Origin of the sequence: Serratia sp. JUb9 (assembly GCF_014298095.1) — a bacterium.
In the GTDB taxonomy this organism is placed as follows: Bacteria; Pseudomonadota; Gammaproteobacteria; order Enterobacterales; family Enterobacteriaceae; genus Serratia_B; species Serratia_B rhizosphaerae.
Map to the genome: position 1 here is coordinate 3,064,968 of NZ_CP060416.1, position 22,810 is coordinate 3,087,777.

A 22,810-nucleotide genomic window follows, 5' to 3' on the forward strand; every position below is an offset into this window, starting at 1 on the left:
TTAAACCGTGAAAAAAACCCGCCGATTGGCGGGTTTTTTATTGCACGATATTCAGGCTATTTTTTTCAGCTGCTTGATATCCAGCAAATCCAGCTTGCCGTCAATCTGGCGGACAAAATGCTGGAAGTGTTCGGTGGCATTATGTTTGTTCAGTGCCTCGGCGCTGGCCCAGCGCTCAAAGAATACAAAGGTGCCGGGTTTATCCAGCTCGCGATGCAGATCGTACTGCAGATTTCCCAGTTCCTGGCGGCTGGCATCGATAATCTGATGCACTGCTTCATTAACGTCATCAATAAACTCCGCTTTAGCCTGCAAAGTGGCAACCACGCGAATTTCCATTTCATCCTCCTGTAGGAATAAAAAGTAGCAAAAATCATCGTCAACACGATTACTATGCGCCCGTTTCCCTATTGTTTTCAACTTTGGTTAACAAACAGATGCATCAGAAACGCTTTCCGCTTATGCTTATACCCCGGCGTGAATAACCCCCATTATTCGCTTTTACTTAGACGTATTTCTGACCGCCGGAGCCTTGCACCATGACAGCACAACCTCAAGCCATGAAAATTCGCCGCCCTGACGACTGGCACATCCATCTGCGTGATGATGAGATGTTGAAAACGGTCCTGCCCTATACCAGCCAGGTATTCGGCCGCGCGATTGTAATGCCGAATCTGGCTCCGCCGATCACCACCCTTGACGCCGCACAGCGTTATCGCGACCGCATTCTGGCGGCGGTGCCTGCGGAACACAATTTTACCCCGCTGATGACCTGCTACCTGACCGACACCCTGTCGGCCGACGTGCTGACAGAAGGGTTTAAGCAAGGTATTTTCACCGCCGCCAAACTCTATCCTGCTAACGCCACCACCAACTCTAACCACGGCGTCAGCGATGTAACAGGCATCTATCCGCTGTTTGAACAAATGCAGAAAATCGGTATGCCGCTGTTAATCCACGGTGAAGTTACCGATGCCGACGTAGATATCTTCGACCGCGAAGCCCGCTTTATCGCCCAGGTTATGGAGCCGATTCGCCGCAGCTTCCCGGAGCTGAAGATCGTTTTCGAACATATCACCACCAAAGATGCAGCCGAATATGTACAGGCCGGCGATCGTTTCCTGGGCGCCACCATCACGCCACAGCACCTGATGTTTAACCGTAACCATATGCTGGTTGGCGGCATCCGTCCGCACCTGTTCTGCCTGCCAATCCTCAAGCGCAATATCCATCAGGAAGCGCTGCGCAAGGCGGTAGCCAGCGGCTCCGACCGTTTCTTCCTCGGCACCGATTCCGCACCGCACGCCAAGCACCGCAAAGAATCCAGCTGCGGCTGCGCCGGCGTGTTCAATGCGCCAAGCGCCATGCCGGCCTATGCCACGGTGTTTGAGCAGTTAGGCGCGCTGGAGCACCTGGAAGCCTTCTGCTCACTCAACGGGCCGCGTTTCTACGGCTTGCCGGTCAACGAAGACTTTATCGAGCTGCAACGAATCCCTTCCGTTCAGCCTGAAGAGATTGCTCTGGGTAATGAATCCATCGTGCCATTCCTGGCCGGTGAAAGCGTTAACTGGACGGTGACCGCCAGCTAATCTTTTTTAATTCACCCTCTTGCTCCCGAACCTCATTAACTGTATAAATAAACAGTAGATAACTTCGGGGGCAATTATGCGTGTTGAAGTAACCATAGATAAGACCAGGCCGCTGCCGCCGGGGGCAATTGAAGCCCTGAACGGCGAATTGAGCAAACGGATTAACCGTCAGTTCCCAGATACGGTGGTTCAGGTCAGGTATTCCGGCGCCAACGGGCTATCCGTACTCGGCGGCGTCAAAACAGATAAAGATCTGATCGCCGAGATCCTCCAGGAAACCTGGGAAAGCGCCGACGATTGGTTCAGTGCCGAATAATACTGCAATGCTGTTTTTGCCGGAGGTCGCTCTCCGGCTTTTTTATGCCTGCAATCGGCAAAGCGAGTTGAAATGTGCTGGCATAAAAATGCCATCTGATCTGTAATAAGGGTGAGTGCGGGCGCTATTACTACAGGAGGTCTCTTTCCATGGCCCTGGACAAAGAAAAATCAGAAGAAGCAATGACCTTCGGCGAACTGCTGACGGTTATTGCCGATCAAAAACGGCGCCTTAGCGTGCTGGAAGTCGCCTTCTCCTATCTGGCCTTCGGGCTGGATGACAAAGCTAACCAATTGCTGATCCATAGCCTGAAGCTGGAAGCGCAAAACCAAAATCGCGATGCCGAAACGCAACAGCACTTCGCCCAACTGGCAGCCGAACTGGAAAAACATCTTCAGCCTCCCGCCGTTTCTCCTGCAGCAGAATAAACTGCCGTTCTACGGCTTGTCGTTCCATAAAACGGCAAGCCGCCCCTCTTTTTTTGCTGAATTATTGCGCAAATAAGCGATTATTTGACAAATTTTCGCAGGAAAAGCCCGCGGCAGTCAGCCACCAAGCGTATACTGTAAAAGCTCCTCATGAAGATGAGCCGCATCGATCCTCGTTAGTCACTCGCGTTAGTTACTACTCAATAAGGGGTCTTTATGGACAGAAATGATGAAGTTATTCAGACACACCCGCTTGTTGGATGGGATATCAGCACCGTTGACGTTTACGACGCCATGATGATACGCCTTCATTACCTGTCTTCGCTAGACCAAACGCCCGAGGAAGCCCAAGTAGACAGAACGCTTTGGTTAACCACAGATGTCGCCCGACAATTGATAAATATCCTAGAGGCGGGCATCGCAAAAATTGAATCAACGGAATACCAGGATCTTGACCGTAAGAAACACTGATTCATTAAGCCAAACGTCCTAAGCGCCGGTGCTCATTCCCGGCGCTTTTTCTTTATCTGCCGCCGACAACGGGTGCATTGGCGCGCCCAACCTTTTATCATGCTGGGTTCAGCAAAGCGCAACAGTGAGGATAGGTTACGTGGAATATGATTTAATCGTCGTCGGCAGCGGTTCCGTTGGCGCCGCCGCCGGCTACTACGCCACGCAGGCAGGATTGAAAGTGCTGATGGTCGACAGCGAAATCCCCCCGCACAGCAACGGCAGCCACCACGGCGATACGCGTATTATTCGCCATGCCTACGGCGAAGGTGAAAAATATGTCCCGTTATTGCTGCGCGCACAGGCGCTGTGGAATGGTCTGACGCGGGACAGCGGCGAGCAGCTGTTTCACGCCTGCGGCGTCCTTAACCTGGGGCCCAAAGACGCCGAATTTATCGCCAACGCCCGACAAAGCGCACGTACTTTCCGCCTGAATACTCAGTTGCTGAGCGCCGATGAGGTACAACAGCGCTGGCCGGAGTTCAGCGCACCGGCGCACTATGTCGGCGTCTTCGAACCGGATGCCGGCTTTCTCCGCTCCGAGCAGGCCATTAGACAATATATTCGCCTGGCAAAAGAGGCCGGTTGCAGTCAGCTGTTTAACTGCCCGGTAACAGCGGTTAACACCATTGACGGCGGCGTTGAAGTCACTACGGCAGAAGGTAGCTATCAGGCGAAAAAGGTTCTGATCGCCGCCGGTACCTGGGTCAAAGCGCTGTTGCCGCAGCTGCCTATCACGCCGCTGCGTAAAGTATTTTCCTGGCATCAGGCCGACGGACGCTACAGCGAACCCAACCGGTTCCCGGCCTTTACCGTTGAAGCACAGGACGGTTGCCACTATTACGGTTTCCCCGCTGATAACGACGGTCTGAAGGTCGGCAAGCACAATGGCGGCCAGCCGATTGAGACACCGCAACAGCGCAAGGCGTTCGGCAGCATCGCCAGCGACGGCAGCGAAGTGTTTAATTTCCTGCGCCAGCATCTGCCCGGCGTCGGCGTGTGTCTGCACGGCAAAGTCTGTACCTATGACATGAGCCCGGATGAAGACTTTATTATCGATACCGTGCCCGGCAGTAAAAATATGATGGTAATCACCGGGCTCAGCGGCCACGGCTTTAAATTCGCCAGCGTGCTGGGTGAAATCGCCGCGCTGTTCGCGCAGGATAAAACCATCCCATTCGATCTGACGCCGTTCTCGCTGCAGCGTTTTAACTAAAGACGCCAACACAGTCGCAGCCTTTGTCCGCATCGGCTGCGGCCTTTCCCTCTCATCCTCGCCCCTTTAAATCTATCCACGGAAAAAGCTCACGCAACAATCCGGATTTCCGAATTGATTGCCGCTGACGTCCCCCCTATTTTAACCTTGTAGTACCCGGTATTATTTGCCCGATCACAAGGATGTCAGCATGAAACTACTCGTCGTGGACGAATGCGGTTATACCCGTCTCGGTATTGCCAGCTATCTGGCCGACAATGCCGCCAATACCGTTACCTGCTGTGCTACGCTCAGCGCTGCGGTACAATGCCTCCCCAGCTGTAACCCTACGCATATTCTGCTGAATCTGACCAACTACTGCCGGCCAAATCAAGACGACCCATGGTTACAAACATTAATCGACGGCAGTGCCGGGGCCGTGCTGTTTATTTACCTCGACACTCCCTATCCTTACAGCGATCGGCCGATGCGCATTGCCGATAATGCGTTTCTGTTCAATAAGGGGGCACTGCCCAAAGCACTGCGCATCCTGCGCGATACGCCGAATGCGTTAATGGAAAGCAGTCTGCACTCGCTGTTCAGTCCGCAGGAGTTGACGGTAATGAAGTACTGGATGGCCGAGGTACCAAACTATCGGATCGCCCGTAAACTGCAGATCAGCGCACATACCGTTTATGTGCATAAACGCCATATCACAGAGAAGATTAACGCCCGTAACCGGCTTGAGTTTTATTCGCTGTACAACATACTGCGTTTTTTTTATCCCCCTGATGCGGCCGGCCTGCGCACCATGGTGCGGATGGCGGGCTGAGACGCTCCCAGCCGCGCCAAAGGCGCTAACACCGCACTTATTCTGCCTGGCGATCCGGAGCGTGCTCATCCCGGCCATCGCCCAGGATTACCGCTATTTTCCGGCCGTTTTCACTGGCTTCCAGTGCAATGCGCGCAATGATGGTGAGCGGCACCGACAGCAGCATCCCCACCGGTCCCAGTAGCCATCCCCAAAAAATCAGAGAGAGAAAGACCACCAGCGTCGACAGACCAAGACCGCGCCCCATCACCCGCGGCTCGAGGATGTTGCCAATCACCAGGTTGATCAGCACAAAACCGCCGGCCACCACCAATGCATCGCCAAAACCGTTAAATAACAGCGCGGTAATCAACGGAGGCACGGCGGCGATCACCGAGCCGATATTGGGAATAAAGTTGAGCAGGAAGGCCAGCAACCCCCAGATAAACGCAAAGCGCACCCCGATAATCGCCAAAAAGACCCAGACAATAATACCGGTCGCCAGGCTAATCGCCGTTTTAATCACCAGATAGTGCGTCACCCCCTGCACCGCCCGCTGCAGGTTGGCGATGCCCTGAGTGGGCCTGCTCAATACCTGCCGCAGCTTCGCCGGCAGCAGCTGCACTTCAAACAGCATAAATACCACCGTCATCAGCAGCAGGAAAATGTTGGTCATGGCGCCGGAAAGGTGACTCAGCATGCGCGTCACCAGATTCATCGTGGCGCTGGGATCGATATAATGCACGATCGCCTCCGCCGAAATCACGATGTTGAAACGGTCCGCATAGCGCTGCAATTCATGCATTTTCTCCGCCATCATGCCACGATACTGCGGCAGCGAACGGGCAAACTCATTCAGCGACGCCCCCATCATGCCGATGAACATCACCAGGACTATCACCACCAGCGTCACCAACAGCATCACGCCCAAAATACGCGGCACCCGCCATCGCTCCATGCGGGTAACCAGCGGGTTTAGCACGATGGTTAAAAAGATCGCCAGCAAAAACGGCACCACAATTTCCGAAGAGGTTTTAATCCCGGCAAGGATCACCACGATCATCGCCAGCATAATCGCCAGACGTAACGGGCGATCGATGAATAAATTCCGGCTCAAGATAACATCCTTTCTTTTCCCGATAATGCGCAGACACGGCGCAAGCCATTGAAGGATTGATTTTAACAAACTCTGCATCAGGCGGCGGGGTAATCATCAGTATTTATAATATCATCCGCACAGAAAATCAGCGGGCGCAGGACAGCGGTGGCAACGTATCTCCGGCCGAAAAAGCGCGTTGCCGAATGCCCCTGCAGAATTTACGCAACATGACAAAAACTGACAATAAAATAGAAAATCGTTTTATTTCAATTCACAAACGAGAATTCACCGTCTCTTTTTCCTTATCGGTTCAACGATTCCTTTGATTAATTTATCCGATCTTGTGCAAATCCACTGACTAATATTATTAAGTCGTAACATAGTTAAATTTATTATTGATTTTATGTTTTTTCATGTTAAATATTGCAGCCGGCAATAAGGAATTAAGGAAGTCCGATGCTTTGGAAAAATACCCCCGACCGTTTCGGTCATCTGTTTATTTTGATCCACTGGCTGGTTGCTCTTGTGGTGTACGGCATGTTTGCGCTTGGCCTATGGATGGTCACGCTGGGCTATTACGACGTGTGGTATCACCAGGCGCCGGAGATCCATAAAAGTATCGGCGTATTGCTGTTTATCGTGATGGTGGTGCGCGTTGTCTGGCGTCTGATTTCTCCACCGCCAAAACCGCTGGCCAGCTATTCCCGCATTACTCGCGTCGGTGCCGTACTGGCGCATCTGGCGCTGTACGTCATTCTGTTCGCTATTCTTATCAGCGGCTATCTGATATCCACCGCCGACGGCCAGGCGATCAGCGTGTTCGGCTGGTTCGATGTTCCCGCCAGTATCAGCGGCATGGGTGCACAGGCCGATACCGCCGGTACGATTCACCTTTATCTGGCCTGGACCGTTGTCGTACTGTCGGTACTGCACGCTCTGGCCGCGCTTAAGCATCACTTTGTGGATCGTGATGTCACTTTGAAACGGATGCTGGGTCGCAGCGCCGATTAACCTCTTGGAATAATGGAGATAACCATGTTGAAAAAGACCGTATTAGGCCTGACCGCAGGCGCACTGTTACTGAGCGCCGGTTCCGCGCTGGCCGCCGACTACAAAATCGACAAGCAGGGGCAGCACGCCTTCGTTCAATTCCGCATCCAGCATCTCGGCTACAGCTGGCTGTACGGCACCTTCAAAGATTTTGACGGCGCCTTCACTTTCGATGAGAAAGACCCTTCCAAGGATAAAGTCAGCGTCACCATCAACACCGCCAGCGTAGACACCAACCATGCGGAACGTGATAAGCACCTGCGCAGCGCCGAATTCCTCAACGTGGAAAAAAACAAGCAGGCGAAGTTTGAATCCACCGAAGTGAAAAAAGACGGCGAAGGCTACGCCGTAGTCGGCAATCTGACCCTTAACGGCGTCACCAAGCCGGTTACTCTGGACGCCAAGCTGATTGGCCAGGGCAACGACCCATGGGGCGGCTACCGCGCCGGCTTTGAAGCCAACGGTAAAATCAAGCTGAAAGACTTCGGCATTACCACCGATCTCGGCCCGGCCTCACAAGAGGTTGAACTGACCATCTCCGTCGAAGGCGTTCGCGAAAAGTAATAAAAAACAAGGGCGCGGTATAACCGCGCCCTTCTGTTATCCCCATCCGGCCAGGATTATTCGTCTTCCGGCGCCGGAATATGCATGGTGGTCTGCAACAGCCCTTTCGATTTGTTGAAGATCTTCACGCCGTTCTCCCGCCCGGCGCGCCGCGCGCGCTGCTCTTCGCGGGGCAGTTTCAACTCTTCACGACAGATCTCGCTGCAGCAGCCCTCAAACTTGGCGGCACAGCTCGGGCACTGGATAAACAGCAGATGGCAGCCGTCATTTTTACAGTTGGTGTGGCTGTCGCACGGCGCGCCGCACTGATGGCAGTGAGCGATAACATCATCCGAAATTCGCTCACCCATACGCTCGTCGAACACGAAGTTCTTGCCGATAAACTTCAGCGGTAACCCCTGCTCTTTTGCACGACGGGTGTACTCAATGATGCCGCCTTCCACGTGATAAATATTTTTAAAGCCTTTATGCAGCATATAGGCGCTGGCTTTTTCACAGCGGATGCCGCCGGTGCAGTACATGACAATATTTTTGTCTTTCTGCTCCTGCAGCATTTCCACCGCCATCGGCAGCTGATCGCGGAAGGTGTCGGAAGGCACTTCGATAGCATTTTCAAAATGCCCCACTTCGTACTCATAGTGGTTGCGCATATCGACAAACAGCGTATTCGGATCGTCAATCATCGCATTGACCTGATCGGCCTTCAGGTACTCACCCACGTTAGAGGGATCGAAGCTGCCGTCGTCGATACCGTCGGCAACAATGCGCTCACGCACTTTAAGGCGCAGTACCCAGAAGGATTTACCGTCATCTTCCAGCGCGATGTTCAAACGCACCTGATCCAGCGCCGGATGTGCAGCAAACAGCGCCGTTTTAAACGCCTCAAAATTATTCTGCGGCACGCTGATCTGTGCGTTGATGCCCTCTTTCGCTACATAAATGCGGCCAAACACCTTCAGTTTTTCAAACTGAATGTACAGGCTGTCGCGAAAGGCTTTGGGATCATCGATGGTAAAATACTTATAAAAAGAAACCGTGGTGCGCGGCTCGGTTTCAGCCAGCATGCGCGCCTTCAGTTCCTCATTGGAGATTCGGTTATGTAACACTGGCATGGTGTACGTTCCTGTTCTTTCTGAGGTGAGTTATTGCCGCGCCCCCCTTCCGGGGCCGCGCGCGGCGCACATCATACCTGAAAATATCCGGCAGCACATCATGAACTGCCCGGCCATCTTTGCGGCTGCTAAACTTGATGCAGTTCACAAATCCACATGCGGATAGTGTGAGCACGCTATTCAATGCGACCTGAAAAGAGGATATCAATGAGCCAGTTATTCAAACCGATTTCCCTTGGGAAACTCAGCCTGCCGAACCGCATCATTATCGCGCCGATGTGCCAGTATTCTGCTGAACAGGGCGCGGCGACGCCGTGGCATACCATGCACCTCGGCAGCCTGGCCATGTCCGGCGCCGGCCTGCTGATTGTCGAAGCAACGGCGGTATCGCCGGAAGGGCGCATTTCGCCGCAGGACCTGGGGTTGTGGGACGACGCCACTGAACAGGCATTGGCCGAGGTCGTCAATGCGGTCAAACAGCACGCCACTATGCCGCTGGGCATTCAGTTAGGCCACGCCGGACGTAAAGCATCCACCGCAGTGCCCTGGGAAGGCGGCGGCCAGATAGGCCAGGCAAACGGCGGCTGGCAAACCATCGCTCCCTCCGCAACGCCGTTCCATCCCGATGACGAAGCACCGGAGGCGATGAGCCTGTCGCAAATCGCCCAGTTGAAGCAACAGTTCGTCGACGCGGCCAAACGCGCCGATCGCCTGGGCTTTGAGCTGATTGAGCTGCATGGCGCCCACGGTTATCTGCTGCATCAGTTCCTGTCGCCGCTGGCCAACCAGCGCGATGACCAGTATGGCGGCTCACTGCCCAACCGTATGCGGCTGCTGCTGGAGATTTTTAGCGAGGTACGTGCGGTATTCCCGGCGCACAAAGCCGTCGGCGTACGCATCTCCGCCAGTGACTGGGTACAGGACGGCTGGGATGAGCAACAGTCGGTAGCGCTGACCAAGGCGCTGAAAGAGCTGGGCTGCGACTATATTCACGTCTCCAGCGGCGGCCTGTCACCGCAGCAGCAAATTCCCGTCGGCCCGAATTATCAGGTGCCCTTCGCCGAGACCATCAAGCGCGAGGGTGGCCTGCCGACCATCGCCGTTGGTTTAATCACCGAACCGGAGCAGGCCGAGGCGATCGTCGCCACCGGCCAGGCCGATATGGTGGCGCTGGCGCGCGGCATTCTGTACAACCCGCGCTGGCCGTGGCACGCTGCGGCCAAGCTGGGTGCAAAAGCCAGCGCGCCGCCGCAGTACTGGCGTTCAGAGCCTCACGTGCTGAAAGGGCTGTTCAGCAACGGCTAAGCGCGCTCCCCTGAGGCAACATCATTCGGCCGTTAGTCAGGCTAATGGCCGAATTCTCCCCCCTCCGCTATCGCCAAACGCGGGAAAATACGCCACAGAGCGCACCATAACCTAATTCAGGATTTTCCTGTCACGCCAGAAAATGCCACAATAACTGCCATTACCGGCAGAAAATGATACGCGTGCACAGAGTCCATTCGGGCAACGGACCATGCTAATTCGCTGTTATGACACCAATAATTACCAAAAAGCTGAGAATACATGACACAACTTCCTTCGTTTAATCGTTCCCTGCTGCATCCGCGTTATTGGCTAACCTGGTTTGGCATTGGCCTGTTATACCTGCTGGTACTGCTGCCTTATCCCGTCATCTACCGCCTCGGCACCTCGCTGGGCCGTTTCTCCATGCGTTTTCTGAAGCGCCGCGTGGTCATCGCGCAACGGAATCTGACGCTGTGTTTCCCGGATATGCCGCAGGCGGAGCGTGATGCGCTGGTAGTGAAGAATTTTGAGTCGGTCGGCATGGGCCTGTTTGAAACCGGCATGGCCTGGTTCTGGCCGGACTGGCGCATCAAACGCTGGTGCCGCCCTGAAGGGCTGGAACATATCCAGCAGGCACGCGACAACCAACAGGGCGTTTTGCTGATCGGCCTGCATTTTTTAACGCTGGAATTGGGCGCCCGTATTTTCGGTATCTATAACCCCGGCATCGGCGTTTATCGCCCGCATGACAATAAGTTGTTGGACTGGCTGCAAACCTGGGGACGGATGCGCTCCAACAAATCGATGCTGGACCGCAAAGATATTAAAGGCATGATCCGCGCGCTCAAACAGGGCGATATCATCTGGTATGCGCCGGACCACGACTACGGCCCGCGCAGCAGCGTCTTCGCTCCGCTGTTTGCCGTAGACAACGCCGCCACCACCACCGGCAGCTATATGCTGGCGCGGATGGGCAAACCGGCGATTATCCCCTTCGCTCCACGTCGTCTGCCGGATGGCCAGGGTTATGAGTTACTGATTCAGCCAGCGGTGGAAGATTTCCCACTGGACAGCGAACTGAGCGCCGCCACCCGGATGAACCAGGTGGTGGAACACGGCATTCTGCTGGCGCCGGACCAATATATGTGGCTGCACCGCCGTTTTAAAACCCGCCCGGAAGGTGAACCCTCGCTGTATTAAACATGACCCGCCTGACGGCGGGTTTTTTTATGCCTGATGGCTTGAGCCGCGGGCGAAACAGTGTGAAGGTAAAGGTTTCGAACCTACGCTAACCGTGGAGCGCATCATGTATATTGTCAGTCTGACCTACCATCGCCCGATTGAAGAAGTCGACAGCCATCTTGAAGGGCATATCGCCTGGTTGAAAAAATATTTCGCCCAAGGTGATTTTATTGCCGCAGGGCGTAAAAACCCGCGCAACGGCGGCGTAATCCTCGCCAAACAGATGGCACGTTCACAGCTGGACGCCATTCTGGCGCAGGATCCGTTTACCGCGGTGGCGAACTACGAGGTGACCGAACTGGCGGTAACCGCCGCCGGCGAAGATTTCAGCAACCTGCTCAACCTGTAATTCTCCCTCCCGCGCCGCTCAGCGCGGGATCGCACCCTGTTTTATTTTTGAAACTTTATTTTATTTTTCCGCCTCTCCGTCCCGAACACATTTGAAGTCCGCGCATCGAAGGCGCATACTGAGCAGGCTAACTTTTTTGCCTTGGCCGCAGCGCCATCGCCTGCCTCTTCTTCTGCTGTTACGGTAACCCATGGCCCCGGTATCAGAACCTATTAACTGGAAACGCAACCTCTTCGTCGCCTGGCTCGGCTGCTTTCTTACCGGCGCCGCCTTCAGCCTGGTCATGCCCTTTTTACCACTCTACGTCGAATTGCTTGGCGTCTCCGGGCATGAGGCGCTGAACCTGTGGTCCGGGCTGGTGTTCAGCATTACCTTCCTGTTTTCCGCCGTCGCCTCGCCTTTCTGGGGCGGACTGGCCGACCGGCGTGGGCGCAAACTGATGTTGCTGCGCTCCGCGCTGGGCATGGCCATCGTGATGGCGCTGATGGGTATGGCGCAAAACATCTGGCAGTTTCTGGCGCTGCGCGCGGTGCTCGGCCTGCTCGGCGGCTTTATTCCCAATGCCAACGCGCTGATCGCCACCCAGGTGCCGCGCAACCGCAGCGGCTGGGCGCTGGGCACCCTCTCAACCGGCGGCGTCAGCGGTGCATTGATCGGTCCGTTGATCGGCGGCCTGTTAGCAGACCAGTACGGCCTGCGCCCGGTGTTCTATATCACCGCCGCCGTCCTGTTTATCTGCTTTATGCTGACGCTGTTTTTCGTCAGGGAACAGTTCACCCCGGTACAACGGAAAGATATGCTGCACGCCCGTCAGGTGTTTGCCTCGCTGAAAAACCCCAGATTGATTTTGGCGCTGTTCGTGACCACCATGATTATTCAGATCGCCACCGGCTCTATTGCACCGATCCTGACGCTGTACGTGCGCGATTTGGCCGGCGATATCCATAACCTGGCGTTCGTCAGCGGGCTGATCGCCTCCGTGCCCGGCGTTGCCGCGTTAATCAGCGCGCCGCGTCTGGGGAGGCTGGGCGATCGCATCGGGCCGGAACGTATTCTCGTCTGTATGCTGCTGTTCTCCGTATTGCTGCTGATCCCTATGGCTTTTGTGCAGACGCCATGGCAGCTGGCGGTGCTGCGTTTCCTGCTGGGTGCCGCCGACGGCGCCCTGCTGCCTGCGGTACAGACGCTATTAATCTACAACAGCAGCAATCAGGTGGCCGGGCGCATCTTCAGCTATAACCAATCCTTCCGTGACGTCGGCAACGTCACCGGCCCGCTGCTCGGCGCGGCGGTTTCCGCCAGCTACGGTTTTCGGGCGGTATTCGGCGTGACGGCGCTGGTGGTGATGTTCAACGCGCTCTATTCGTGGCGCTGTCTGCAGCGTCGTCCCAAACGCCCGCAGGAAAAACAGCTGCAAGAGGAGCCATAATCCGCAGCCCGCACTATTTTTTATCATTAGCGGCCATTTTCAGCACTTTCATTATTCATGGCGTTTCGTCGCCGCTGATCGCCAGCCGCGATAAAGAAACCACCTATCCAATTGTTTATAAAAACAATTAAAAAAACTGCTCAATAAACGCCCTGTCAATCACATTTACCGCTTTGCCAACATAAAAACTAAAAAAGTAGATGTTTGTCGACTTTTCATCTAATAAATGGGATACAGGTACTAGACAAAACCAACAGTCGATTATCAAATGGCTGAATAATATCACGCAGAGTGCCTGCACTCTGCTAAGTGAAGAAAGGGTCGCGACGCTTTCCACGGCATACGGGCGTTGCGGCCGCGGTTTTGTCCGGTAACCCGCTTTTGCGGAATTATCACGCTTAACAACATATACATACCACACTATAAGCCGGTGCAATCGGCAGACTTTATTGGGAATACGTTATGCAATCCTCTAGCAACCAACAAGAAAGCCGGACCTTTTTCGGCCATCCATACCCGCTCGGTTCACTGTTCTTCACCGAAATGTGGGAACGCTTTTCGTTTTACGGCATTCGCCCGCTGCTGATTCTGTTTATGGCCGCCACGGTTTATGAAGGCGGAATGGGACTGGCGCGCGAAAACGCGTCGGCTATCGTCGGTATCTTCGCTGGTAGTATGTACCTGGCCGCACTGCCCGGCGGCTGGCTGGCCGATCACTGGCTGGGGCAGCGCAAAGCCGTCTGGTACGGTTCGATTCTGATCGCTCTCGGCCACCTGTCGATAGCCCTGTCCGCTATTATGGGCAACCCGCTGTTCTTTATCGGCCTGATGCTGATCGTGCTGGGCTCCGGGCTGTTCAAAACCTGTATCTCGGTGATGGTCGGTACGCTATATAAGAAAGGCGACGCCCGCCGCGACGGAGGGTTCTCGCTGTTTTATATGGGCATCAATATGGGCTCATTTATCGCGCCGCTGATTTCCGGCTGGCTGATCAAATCGCACGGCTGGCACTGGGGCTTTGGCATCGGCGGTATCGGTATGCTGGTGGCGCTGGTGATTTTCCGCATCTTCGCCGTGCCGGCAATGAAACGCTACGACAAAGAAGTGGGGCTGGATTCTACCTGGAACAGTCCTGTCGTGAAGAAAAACGGCGTGGGCGCCTGGCTGGGAGCCATCGCGCTGGTTATCGTGGCGCTGACCATGCTGGTCGCCAACGGCACGATCGTGATTAACCCGGTGGCCGTCGCCAGCATGCTGGTTTACGTCATCGCCGCTTCGGTGACGCTCTATTTTATTTACCTGTTTGCCTTCGCCGGTTTGAACCGCAAAGAACGCGCCCGCCTGTTGGTGTGCTTTATCCTGCTGGTTTCGGCCGCCTTCTTCTGGTCCGCCTTTGAGCAGAAGCCGACCTCGTTCAACCTGTTCGCCAATGACTACACCAACCGCATGATCGGTGATTTCGAAATCCCGGCGGTCTGGTTCCAGTCCATCAATGCGCTGTTTATTATCCTGCTGGCGCCGGTATTCAGCTGGCTATGGCCGGCGCTGGCGCGTAAGCAAGTCCAACTGAGCAGCATCACGAAATTTGTGATTGGCATTCTGTTCGCCGCCGCCGGTTTCGGGCTGATGATGATGGCCGCCCAGCACGTTCTGAGCAACGACGGCGCCGGCGTATCTCCTATGTGGCTGGTGGGCAGTATTCTGATGCTGACGCTGGGAGAACTGTGCCTGAGCCCTATCGGGCTGGCGACCATGACGCTGCTGGCGCCGGAGAGAATGCGCGGGCAGATGATGGGCCTGTGGTTCTGCGCCAGCGCGCTCGGCAACCTGGCGGCCGGCCTGATCGGCGGCCATGTGAAAGCGGACCAGCTGGACTCACTGCCGGAGCTGTTTGCCCGCTGTTCCATCGCGCTGCTGATTTGCGCCGCCGTGCTGACTCTGCTGATTGTGCCGATTCGCCGCATGCTGGCCAATACCAAAACCAGCAGCGAGCAGCAACCGGCCACCAGCGTCTGATCGCTCTGAGTTTTCGCACCGGCCGGCGCATTACGCGCCGGCTTTTTTATGCCTGCCACGTCTGCCGTTGCAGTACGACACGATAACCATCCAGATCGGCGAAAGTCTGACCGTTAATATCCCAGTACGGGTTATAGGCGCTAACCCGGTTAAAGCCCGCCGCCAGCATTTGCCGGCACTGCGCCTGCCATTCGGAGGCATCTGGCAGGTAGAACACCAATAAATTGTCCTTGCTTGGCGCATGCCCCGCCGATTCCCCGCGATGATGGGTAAACTCGAGGTGATAGGCATGGTGCGGATGCCCCAGCATCACACCGTCAAAACCCTGATGATCGTAAAACTCCCCTAACCGGCTAAATCCCAGGCCATCGCAATACATGGCCGCAATAGGCTGCAGCCGATCGGTGGGCCGTGCTATACGCAGAACGGTATTTTTAGGCAGCATGGTTTCTCCTCAGTAAATACTCCGTCACCGGCCTGATGGTATTAACAAAAAACCGCAAGTGAGTGATTATTGTCGCCAGACTACTATGCTCAGGTAAACAATAGCTGTCCGGGAAGGCGTTTATCTGGAAAACCTCACCTTTCATCCGTTAAATGACGCTAACGTTCAAAAAAAAACAAATTAACTTTAATAGCCATTTTAATCAAAGCATTACATAAAATGCCTTGATTCCAGCTCAGCCATCTCTATTAAGTACGAATGAGCGCAGCTCATTTTTTCCTTATTCCCTCTCTCATTACACCCTTACCCAATATAACGTCGCCAGCGGTAACATAAAAAATAATGCATAAAAAATTTGCATCCTGCGCGACGGCGACAACAATTAATTTTGACGCCTGTCATCCAGCTTCAGCCCTTGAAGCTCGCCAACCCAACACACTGTGACCGGAGACGATTATGGACCTGTATGACACGCTGGAAGAAGCGATTGAAGCAGCGCGCGAAGCCTTTATTGAGTCCACCGACGGGGAAGATGACGAACCGCCGGCGGCGCAACAGTTCAATTTGCAAAAATACGTGATGCTGGATGGTGATATCATGTGGCAGGCGGAGTTTTTTGCCGAAGAAGGCGCGTCGACGGAGTGCCTGCCGCTGCGCAGCGGCGCCGCCGCCCAGGCCATTTTTGCCGGCGACTATGACGACATAGAGATCCGCGAAGAGTGGCTGGACGAAAACACCCTTTATGAATGGGACGACGACGATTTCCAACTGGAACCGCCGTTAGATACCGAAGAGGGGAAAACCGCGGCCGACGAATGGGATGATGACCGCTAACGCGTCCATAAGCACTCAGCGGCTGCGACAGAATTGAAGGAGCGACAATGATCATCAGACCGGCCCAGCCCGCCGATTACCCCGCCATTCTCGCGCTGCAGGCGCAAAACGTGCCGGAGCATCTCAGCGCTGAACGGCGGCGACAAGGATTTATCGTTTCGAAAATGGATGAAGCCCAGCTTGCGCACATCAATACGGAGCTAGGCATTCTGGTGGCGGACGCGGAAGGACAACTGGCCGGCTTTGTCTGCCTGACGCAGGCGCATATGCAGCCTCGCCCTGAGGTCGTCGACGCCATGCTGGCCGCACTGGACGCACAGCACTTTGACAACCGGCCGATTCAGCAGCAGCGCTATTTTCTCTACGGCCCGGTTTGCCTGGACCAACGCTGGCGCGGCAAAGGGGTGCTGAAACAACTGTTTGCGGCGGTAAAAAACCATACGCGGGCGTCGTTCGATCTGGGTATTTTATTTATTGACGACGCTAACCCGCATTCGCTCGCCGCCCATCAGCAAGGTCTGGGTATGACGGTGGTAACGACATTTACCTGCCGGGGCAAGCGCTATTCCCTGCTGGCATTCGCCACCCGCTAGGCAGGCTACTCATAAGGCCCGTGCTGCGCGTCAAACGGCAGCATAAAGGTATCCACCACCATCGACAGCGGCACATCAATCACCGTCAGATAGCGCCAGGGCGTGTCACGCAGGTCCCACTGTACGCCCGGGTAATATTGATGGCCATGGCCGGCACCGGGCACCGTACGGCTGATAATACTGCCGCAGCCGGACAGCGTCATGACGCCCAGCGTTAATAACGCCACCCGCAGCAAGAAACCTGTTTTCACTCTCTTAACCTATCCGTCGCCTGATAATACCGGCGCGCAGTGTAACATGATGACCGGCACACAGAATGTCAGCATTATGTAAGCGCCATAAAAAAAGGACGCGTAACAACGCGTCCTTTCGTTAGGCATCCAAACCGGCGCTTAGCGCTGCCCGGCCGGATGAGCCTGCGCATTATGCGGTAACTGCTGATAATACGTCCGCCAGCCCTCACCTTCCGGCTGCTGCCAAACGCGCTGATGCAGGCGGGAGAGTGCCACCGGATCGCTGAGCAATTCCAGACGCTTCAGTTTTTCCAGTTTTTCCGGACCAACCTGCATCGCCTCATTGACCCGCTCCTCACGAGCACGCTCAATCGCCGCGCGCAGATGGTGACGCGCCGTCGCCATCGCTGTTGCCAACGCATTGAAGGACGGGTTCACCACCGCGTGCATAAAGCCGTCACGCAGCGCACGAGCGCGGTTCTGCTGCAGATACTCCTCGGTCGCCACCAGCACTTTCGGCGGCGAGTACTCTTCCGGGATCAGGAACAGCTTGCCACGCTTGCTCTTCAGGCCGAGCGTCGCGCGGCTGGAGAGCACCGACACGAACGGCGACAGAATCAGCGAGAATACGATCGGCGCCAGCCACCACAGGAAGCGCAGATCCAGCCACGCCATGCCGCCGGCCCAGACCAGACCCAACAGCATTTGCGAACCGTGACGTTTGAACGCTTCGCCCCACGGCGTATCGTCATCGTCACGCTGCGGCGAATTCCACACCACTTCCCAGCCGAGGAAGGCGCTGACCACAAACACGGTATGGAACAGCATGCGCACCGGCGCCAGCAGCACCGAGAACAGCATTTCCATCAGCATCGAGATCAGCAGGCGGAATGCACCGCCGTATTCTTTCGCGCCCTTCGCCCAGATCAAAACGACGCTGAGCAGCTTCGGCAGGAACAACAGCACCAGCGTGGTGGAGAACAGCGCTATCGCCAGCTCCGGACGCCACTGCGGCCATACCGGGAACAGCTGTCTCGGCTGCAGGAAGTACTGCGGCTCCATCAGCGTATGCACCACCTGCAGCGCCGTCGACAGGGCCAGGAACATAAACCACAGCGGCGCAGACAGGTAAGACATCACGCCGGTCAGGAACACCGCGCGGTGCACCGGGTGCATGCCTTTCACCAGGAACAGGCGGAAGTTCATCAGGTTGCCGTGACACCAGCGGCGGTCGCGCTTCAGTTCATCCAGCAGGTTAGGCGGCAGCTCTTCATAACTGCCCGGCAGATCGTAGGCGATCCAAACCCCCCAGCCGGCACGGCGCATCAGCGCGGCTTCGACAAAGTCATGGGACAGAATCGACCCGGCGAACGAACCTTCACCCGGCAGCGGTGCCAGCGCACAGTGCTCGATAAACGGCTTGACGCGGATGATCGCATTGTGGCCCCAGTAGTGGGACTCACCCAACTGCCAGAAGTGCAGACCGGCGGTAAACAGCGGCCCGTAGACACGCGTCGCAAACTGCTGAACGCGCGCATACAGCGTATCCATACCGGAGGCTTTCGGCGCAGACTGAATGATGCCGGCGTTCGGGTTGGCTTCCATCAGACGCACCAGCCCGGTGAGGCACTCGCCGCTCATCACGCTGTCCGCGTCCAGAATCACCATGTAGCTGTAATCACCACCCCAGCGACGGCAGAAATCATCGATGTTGCCGCTTTTACGCTTCACACGACGACGACGACGACGATAGAAAATACGCCCGTGGCCGTCAACATCGCGACACAGTTCCATCCAGGCTTTCTGTTCCGCAACGCAGATATCGGGATCGTAACTGTCGCTCAGCACGTAAATATCGAAATGATCCAGCTGCCCGGTCGCCTTGACCGACTCGTAAGTCGCACGCAGACCGGCGAAAACGCGTTCAACGTCTTCATTACAGATCGGCATAATCAGCGCGGTGCGGTGTTCCGGGTTAATCGGCTCATCGCCCTTGATGGTGGAGGAGATGCTGTATTTATCCTTGCCGATCAGCAGCTGCAGGAAGCCCATCAGCGCCGTCCAAAAGCCCGCCGATACCCAACAGAACAGAATGGCGAACAAAATCAGGATGCCGGTTTGCAGTACGTAAGGCAGCAGTTGCAACACCGACTGCATCAGATCCTGGTCGAGCATGGCGATCGGGTCGATCAGCGCCCAGCCCTGATACGGCAGAATGGTTTTCATATACCAGGTGGCAATACCGGTTTGCACCAACATCAGCACCAGTAATACATAGCGGCGCATGGAGCCCGCTATACGCCAGCGGTTTTCCGCGTCGGCCTCTTCTTTGCTGGCGTGACGATTGTGCGGCGATCGGCCCAGCAAAGAGTCCCAAAAGCGCGCCACCGGGTTGGTGCGCCAGGCTTCCGGAAACATGCTGGTGCGTTTGATCGGCGGCGTCGCTTTCAGAATGGCGCGCCCTTCCGCATCGGTATCAAAGTTTTCGTCGTCAACCGCATCCGGCCAGGCGTTTTCAATGCGGCTTTTAACCGAAGCCAGCGCGATATCGTCTTCCGGCAGCGTGGCGACGTTAGCGTCTTCAGCACCCATCTGGCGGTGCAGCGCTTCCAAAGACTGGCCGCCATCGGCGGCCAGTTGCTGATTGAGCTCCTCTGACCGCTCAGCGGTCAGAGGCATTGCCGCAAGATAATCCTGGGCAGTTTGAGTAGACTTATTCATTGGCAGGTAGCTGATAGCTCCAGGTTTCCGACAGGGTCTTATCACCATTAACCAGTGCTGCACGCATTTCTACAGGTTTCTTGTCGTCTTTCACTTTCACACGCAGCGTCAGACGCCAGCCTTTAGTCACTGGGTTATAGCGAACGTTGTTTTCCACCATTTCACCGTTATCACCGACACTCACCTGTGAAGCCACCGGCGTTTTCTCATCCAGGCCTTTCAGGACCGGACCGACGAAGTCCACCAGGAAAGCAACGCTGCCGTCCGGCTCGCGAATCAGGTTGGACTGCTTCACATCGCCGGTGGAGCGCATGGTCTGGCTCACATAGGCAATATCCTGTGAATGCAGTTTGTCCTCATCACGGGTGAAGTGCAGGCGATAGTTCAGCGCCAGCGGCGTTTTGGCATCCGGCAGCACGTCCGGCGTCCAGAAGGCCACGATATTATCGTTGGTTTCATCAGCGGTCGGGATCTCCACCAGCTCAACCTTACCCTTGCCCCAATCACCGCGCGGTTCAATCCAGCCGCTCGGACGCTGATCGTAACGATCGTCCAGATCTTCATAGTCTTTGAAGTCGCGACCGCGTTGCAGCAGACCAAAGCCTTTCGGATGCTCGACGGTATAGGTGCTGACGGACAGGTGCTTCGGATTATTCAGCGGACGCCAGATCCATTCGCCGTTGCCGGCATGGATCGACAGACCGTTGGAATCATGCAGCGCCGGACGGTAGTTCATCATCGGCGATGGCTGGTTCGGCCCGAACAGGAACATGCTGGTTAATGGCGCAATACCCAGCTTGCCCACTTTATCACGCAGGAACACCTTGGACTGTACGTCCACCACGGTGTCGCGGCCCGGATAGACCACAAAACGGTAGGCGCCGGTAGCGCGCGGTGAATCCAGCAGCGTATAAATCACCAGGTGTTTGTCGCCCGCCTTCGGCCGTTCGATCCAGTATTCGCGGAAGCGTGGGAACTCTTCGCCGGAAGGCAGCGCGGTGTCGATCGCCAGACCGCGGGCGGACAGACCATACACCTGATCTTTACCCACCACGCGGAAATAGCTGGCGCCCAGCATGCTCATGATTTCATCGTTCTTATCCGCACGGTTGATCGGATACAGCACTTTGAAACCGGCAAAGCCCAGGTTCTTCACCGACTCGGGATCGTGTTTCACCGAGCCGAAGTTGAAGTAATCCGGGCTATATTTAATCTGTTTGACCGTGGTCGCGGTGACTTCGTTGATTTTCACCGGCGTGTCGAAGTACATGCCCTGATGATAAAACTCAAGCTTGAACGGGGTTTTCAGCTTGTTCCAATACGCTTTATCGTGATTGAACTGGATCTGTTGGTAGTCCGCAAACTTCATGTCGCGGAACTGAGAAGGAAGGTTGCTCTTCGGCGCTTCAAAACGCTTTCCTGCCAACTCCTGCGCCTGCTTGGCGACATCATCAAGCGTAAAGGCCCACGCCTGCGAGCTGAACAGCGTTAACAACACGGTGGCACCTAACCAACGAACGCTCACGGCGCGTGGTTGTCTGGATAAAATATTAACTGGCACATCCCCCCCTATTCGTGTGCTCAAATCATTTAAAATCCATATTAATGGATTATTCAGCTATCCGACAACATGATAAATGATTGGTTCATGTTTATGGCTCAGAGTTTAGGCAGCTGACGAAGCCCAGCGTAGCAAGCCTGCGCGCAAGACGCTATGGAAAATTATGAGGTGATATAGTAGGGTCTGAAATGAGATTTAACCCATGCTTGATTAATAAGCAGGTTAAAGAAGACTCAATAAAAACTATCTGCGGTATCTTATGACTAACGGAAACAACCAGCGCGAGTTTTTCCTGGATTCTATCCGGGCATATTTAATGTTGCTCGGCATCCCTTTTCATCTTTCTCTGATTTACTCCAGCCATACCTGGTCGGTGAATAGCCTCACGCCATCATTTTCATTAACGGTGTTGAACGATGTCATCCACGCTTTCCGTATGCAGGTGTTCTTCATCATCTCCGGCTACTTCTCCTTTATGTTATACCAGCGTTATGAACGTAAACGCTGGCTCAAGGTGCGGCTGGAGCGGGTGGCCATCCCGCTGTTAAGCTCCATCCCCTTAATTACCCTGCCGCAGTTTTTCCTGCTGAAATATGCGACGCATAAACTGGACGGCTGGGACGGGTTTGACCTCTATCAGAAAATTAACGTTGCCGTTTGGGAGTTAGTGTCCCATTTATGGTTTTTATTAACGCTGTCGCTGCTCACCTGCGCCGCTTTTTACCTGTTCCGGAAAATTAAGGCGATAAAAACGCCTATCGCGCCGTTCCCGATAAATAATATGAACAGTTTAGGAAAGATCTCACTGTACTTCTTTATCTACGGGATAGCCTATTCGGCGACGCACCGGATTATTTTAATTACCGCTCCGCAACTACCCGGCAACGGTCTATTCAATTTTGTGGTGATGGAAACGCTGTTCTACCTGCCGTTCTTCCTCCTCGGCGCCTATGCCTTCAAATACGCCTGGTTAAAAGAGATTTTCCTCACCCCTTCACCCAAGGCGGTGCTGGGCGCGCTGTTGCTGTTTATCGCCTATATGCTGAACCAGAAGCTGCTGGCTCATAGCGACCTGATGTTTGAAGTGGAAGTCCTGATCAAGATCGTGCTGGGCATCCTGATGACCAACGTGGTGTTTTCATTCGGCCACCGCCTGTTGAACTATCATTCGCCACGTATCACCTATCTGGTGAACGCTTCCTTATTTATCTATCTGGTGCACCACCCGTTGACGCTGCTGTACGGCGCTTTCGTTACGCCATATATCAGTAATAATATTGTGGGATTCTTGGTGGGCCTGGTATTTGTCTTCGGCCTGGCTTTTATATTGTATGAAGCGCATAAGCGCGTACCGCTGCTGCGTTTCCTGTTTTCCGGCAAGCCTCAAACGCCAAAGTTGCCATTGACAAAAGCATAGCTCTCTGTT

The 22,810-nt window shown here is 55.0% G+C and carries 23 protein-coding genes; 16 read left to right on the top strand and 7 right to left on the bottom strand.

Features of this window, described 5'->3' with window-relative positions; genetic code table 11:
• Window positions 1-51 precede the first annotated feature (51 nt).
• Window positions 52-339: a putative quinol monooxygenase gene (locus tag HF675_RS14535; protein WP_105230724.1), complete on the bottom strand. Its 288-nt coding sequence runs from the start codon at window positions 337-339 to the stop codon at window positions 52-54.
• Between the two features lie 200 nt (window positions 340-539).
• Here HF675_RS14535 and pyrC point away from each other — a divergent pair, with 200 nt between their 5' ends.
• The 6 genes from pyrC to HF675_RS14565 all read left to right on the top strand — a co-directional run bounded on the left by pyrC (window position 540) and on the right by HF675_RS14565 (window position 4,870).
• Entirely contained in the window at window positions 540-1,589 is a 1,050-nt protein-coding gene (gene pyrC / locus HF675_RS14540) for a dihydroorotase (RefSeq protein ID WP_105230723.1), read from the top strand.
• Window positions 1,590-1,665: 76 nt separating this feature from the next.
• Window positions 1,666-1,905, top strand: coding sequence for a DNA damage-inducible protein I (dinI, locus tag HF675_RS14545; protein ID WP_105230722.1), 240 nt, complete (start codon window positions 1,666-1,668; stop codon window positions 1,903-1,905).
• Window positions 1,906-2,054: 149 nt separating this feature from the next.
• Window positions 2,055-2,333 carry a hypothetical protein gene (locus HF675_RS14550; protein ID WP_105230721.1) on the top strand — a complete coding sequence of 93 codons (279 nt, stop codon included), beginning with the start codon at window positions 2,055-2,057 and terminating at the stop codon, window positions 2,331-2,333.
• A 216-nt stretch (window positions 2,334-2,549) separates the two neighbouring features.
• Window positions 2,550-2,804: a biofilm formation regulator BssS gene (bssS, locus tag HF675_RS14555; RefSeq protein ID WP_015671938.1), complete on the top strand. Its 255-nt coding sequence runs from the start codon at window positions 2,550-2,552 to the stop codon at window positions 2,802-2,804.
• 139 nt (window positions 2,805-2,943) lie between these two features.
• A complete protein-coding gene (solA, locus tag HF675_RS14560; protein WP_187043292.1) occupies window positions 2,944-4,059 on the top strand; it encodes an N-methyl-L-tryptophan oxidase in 1,116 nt (371 codons plus the stop codon).
• A 190-nt stretch (window positions 4,060-4,249) separates the two neighbouring features.
• Entirely contained in the window at window positions 4,250-4,870 is a 621-nt protein-coding gene (locus HF675_RS14565) for a LuxR C-terminal-related transcriptional regulator (protein WP_105230719.1), read from the top strand.
• Between the two features lie 37 nt (window positions 4,871-4,907).
• Here the strand turns inward: HF675_RS14565 and HF675_RS14570 are convergent, their stop codons facing one another.
• Complete coding sequence (locus tag HF675_RS14570) at window positions 4,908-5,966, bottom strand: AI-2E family transporter (RefSeq protein ID WP_105230718.1); 1,059 nt, start codon at window positions 5,964-5,966, stop codon at window positions 4,908-4,910.
• Window positions 5,967-6,404: 438 nt separating this feature from the next.
• Here HF675_RS14570 and HF675_RS14575 point away from each other — a divergent pair, with 438 nt between their 5' ends.
• Window positions 6,405-6,959 (top strand): cytochrome b, encoded by a 555-nt coding sequence (locus HF675_RS14575; RefSeq protein WP_105230717.1) that lies wholly within the window; start codon window positions 6,405-6,407, stop codon window positions 6,957-6,959.
• Between the two features lie 24 nt (window positions 6,960-6,983).
• Window positions 6,984-7,562 carry a YceI family protein gene (locus HF675_RS14580; RefSeq protein ID WP_187043293.1) on the top strand — a complete coding sequence of 193 codons (579 nt, stop codon included), beginning with the start codon at window positions 6,984-6,986 and terminating at the stop codon, window positions 7,560-7,562.
• A gap of 56 nt (window positions 7,563-7,618) precedes the next feature.
• Here the strand turns inward: HF675_RS14580 and HF675_RS14585 are convergent, their stop codons facing one another.
• On the bottom strand, window positions 7,619-8,674 hold the full coding sequence (locus tag HF675_RS14585; protein WP_105230715.1) for a rhodanese-related sulfurtransferase: 1,056 nt from the start codon (window positions 8,672-8,674) through the stop codon (window positions 7,619-7,621).
• A 207-nt stretch (window positions 8,675-8,881) separates the two neighbouring features.
• Between HF675_RS14585 and HF675_RS14590 the strand changes: the two genes are divergently transcribed.
• The 5 genes from HF675_RS14590 (at window position 8,882) to HF675_RS14610 (ending at window position 14,997) form a co-directional block, all read left to right on the top strand.
• Window positions 8,882-9,979 (top strand): NADH:flavin oxidoreductase/NADH oxidase, encoded by a 1,098-nt coding sequence (locus tag HF675_RS14590; protein WP_105230714.1) that lies wholly within the window; start codon window positions 8,882-8,884, stop codon window positions 9,977-9,979.
• Between the two features lie 261 nt (window positions 9,980-10,240).
• Window positions 10,241-11,161, top strand: coding sequence for a Kdo(2)-lipid IV(A) acyltransferase (locus tag HF675_RS14595; protein ID WP_105230713.1), 921 nt, complete (start codon window positions 10,241-10,243; stop codon window positions 11,159-11,161).
• A 106-nt stretch (window positions 11,162-11,267) separates the two neighbouring features.
• Entirely contained in the window at window positions 11,268-11,552 is a 285-nt protein-coding gene (locus HF675_RS14600; RefSeq protein ID WP_105230712.1) for a YciI family protein, read from the top strand.
• 190 nt (window positions 11,553-11,742) lie between these two features.
• Window positions 11,743-12,981, top strand: a complete 1,239-nt coding sequence (gene mdtG / locus HF675_RS14605; protein WP_105230711.1) for a multidrug efflux MFS transporter MdtG — start codon at window positions 11,743-11,745, stop codon at window positions 12,979-12,981.
• 462 nt (window positions 12,982-13,443) lie between these two features.
• On the top strand, window positions 13,444-14,997 hold the full coding sequence (locus HF675_RS14610; protein ID WP_187043294.1) for a peptide MFS transporter: 1,554 nt from the start codon (window positions 13,444-13,446) through the stop codon (window positions 14,995-14,997).
• A 46-nt stretch (window positions 14,998-15,043) separates the two neighbouring features.
• Here HF675_RS14610 and HF675_RS14615 read toward each other — a convergent pair whose 3' ends face one another.
• Window positions 15,044-15,442, bottom strand: coding sequence for a VOC family protein (locus HF675_RS14615; RefSeq protein ID WP_105230709.1), 399 nt, complete (start codon window positions 15,440-15,442; stop codon window positions 15,044-15,046).
• 456 nt (window positions 15,443-15,898) lie between these two features.
• Here HF675_RS14615 and HF675_RS14620 point away from each other — a divergent pair, with 456 nt between their 5' ends.
• Both HF675_RS14620 and HF675_RS14625 read left to right on the top strand, forming a co-directional pair.
• Complete coding sequence (locus tag HF675_RS14620; RefSeq protein WP_187043295.1) at window positions 15,899-16,276, top strand: MysB family protein; 378 nt, start codon at window positions 15,899-15,901, stop codon at window positions 16,274-16,276.
• 47 nt (window positions 16,277-16,323) lie between these two features.
• Window positions 16,324-16,869, top strand: coding sequence for a GNAT family N-acetyltransferase (locus HF675_RS14625; RefSeq protein ID WP_105230707.1), 546 nt, complete (start codon window positions 16,324-16,326; stop codon window positions 16,867-16,869).
• A gap of 5 nt (window positions 16,870-16,874) precedes the next feature.
• Here HF675_RS14625 and HF675_RS14630 read toward each other — a convergent pair whose 3' ends face one another.
• The 3 genes from HF675_RS14630 to HF675_RS14640 all read right to left on the bottom strand — a co-directional run bounded on the left by HF675_RS14630 (window position 16,875) and on the right by HF675_RS14640 (window position 21,384).
• Window positions 16,875-17,120, bottom strand: coding sequence for a YceK/YidQ family lipoprotein (locus HF675_RS14630; RefSeq protein ID WP_105230706.1), 246 nt, complete (start codon window positions 17,118-17,120; stop codon window positions 16,875-16,877).
• A 141-nt stretch (window positions 17,121-17,261) separates the two neighbouring features.
• Entirely contained in the window at window positions 17,262-19,823 is a 2,562-nt protein-coding gene (gene mdoH / locus HF675_RS14635) for a glucans biosynthesis glucosyltransferase MdoH (protein ID WP_111737272.1), read from the bottom strand.
• Window positions 19,816-21,384, bottom strand: coding sequence for a glucan biosynthesis protein G (locus tag HF675_RS14640; protein ID WP_172606289.1), 1,569 nt, complete (start codon window positions 21,382-21,384; stop codon window positions 19,816-19,818). The genes mdoH and HF675_RS14640 overlap by 8 nt, the downstream gene beginning before the upstream one ends.
• Window positions 21,385-21,643: 259 nt before the next feature.
• Between HF675_RS14640 and mdoC the strand changes: the two genes are divergently transcribed.
• Complete coding sequence (mdoC, locus tag HF675_RS14645; protein WP_187043296.1) at window positions 21,644-22,801, top strand: glucans biosynthesis protein MdoC; 1,158 nt, start codon at window positions 21,644-21,646, stop codon at window positions 22,799-22,801.
• The last annotated feature ends 9 nt before the right edge of the window (window positions 22,802-22,810 follow it).

Excerpts from the sequence above, each read along its gene's own strand:
- HF675_RS14535 (WP_105230724.1), bottom strand. The coding sequence starts at position 339 with ATGGAAATTCGCGTGGTTGCCACTTTGCAGGCTAAAGCGGAGTTTATT.
- pyrC (WP_105230723.1), top strand. The coding sequence starts at position 540 with ATGACAGCACAACCTCAAGCCATGAAAATTCGCCGCCCTGACGACTGG.
- dinI (WP_105230722.1), top strand. The coding sequence starts at position 1,666 with ATGCGTGTTGAAGTAACCATAGATAAGACCAGGCCGCTGCCGCCGGGG.
- HF675_RS14550 (WP_105230721.1), top strand. The coding sequence starts at position 2,055 with ATGGCCCTGGACAAAGAAAAATCAGAAGAAGCAATGACCTTCGGCGAA.
- bssS (WP_015671938.1), top strand. The coding sequence starts at position 2,550 with ATGGACAGAAATGATGAAGTTATTCAGACACACCCGCTTGTTGGATGG.
- HF675_RS14565 (WP_105230719.1), top strand. The coding sequence starts at position 4,250 with ATGAAACTACTCGTCGTGGACGAATGCGGTTATACCCGTCTCGGTATT.
- HF675_RS14575 (WP_105230717.1), top strand. The coding sequence starts at position 6,405 with ATGCTTTGGAAAAATACCCCCGACCGTTTCGGTCATCTGTTTATTTTG.
- HF675_RS14580 (WP_187043293.1), top strand. The coding sequence starts at position 6,984 with ATGTTGAAAAAGACCGTATTAGGCCTGACCGCAGGCGCACTGTTACTG.
- HF675_RS14585 (WP_105230715.1), bottom strand. The coding sequence starts at position 8,674 with ATGCCAGTGTTACATAACCGAATCTCCAATGAGGAACTGAAGGCGCGC.
- HF675_RS14590 (WP_105230714.1), top strand. The coding sequence starts at position 8,882 with ATGAGCCAGTTATTCAAACCGATTTCCCTTGGGAAACTCAGCCTGCCG.
- HF675_RS14595 (WP_105230713.1), top strand. The coding sequence starts at position 10,241 with ATGACACAACTTCCTTCGTTTAATCGTTCCCTGCTGCATCCGCGTTAT.
- HF675_RS14600 (WP_105230712.1), top strand. The coding sequence starts at position 11,268 with ATGTATATTGTCAGTCTGACCTACCATCGCCCGATTGAAGAAGTCGAC.
- mdtG (WP_105230711.1), top strand. The coding sequence starts at position 11,743 with ATGGCCCCGGTATCAGAACCTATTAACTGGAAACGCAACCTCTTCGTC.
- HF675_RS14610 (WP_187043294.1), top strand. The coding sequence starts at position 13,444 with ATGCAATCCTCTAGCAACCAACAAGAAAGCCGGACCTTTTTCGGCCAT.
- HF675_RS14615 (WP_105230709.1), bottom strand. The coding sequence starts at position 15,442 with ATGCTGCCTAAAAATACCGTTCTGCGTATAGCACGGCCCACCGATCGG.
- HF675_RS14620 (WP_187043295.1), top strand. The coding sequence starts at position 15,899 with ATGGACCTGTATGACACGCTGGAAGAAGCGATTGAAGCAGCGCGCGAA.
- HF675_RS14625 (WP_105230707.1), top strand. The coding sequence starts at position 16,324 with ATGATCATCAGACCGGCCCAGCCCGCCGATTACCCCGCCATTCTCGCG.
- mdoH (WP_111737272.1), bottom strand. The coding sequence starts at position 19,823 with ATGAATAAGTCTACTCAAACTGCCCAGGATTATCTTGCGGCAATGCCT.
- mdoC (WP_187043296.1), top strand. The coding sequence starts at position 21,644 with ATGACTAACGGAAACAACCAGCGCGAGTTTTTCCTGGATTCTATCCGG.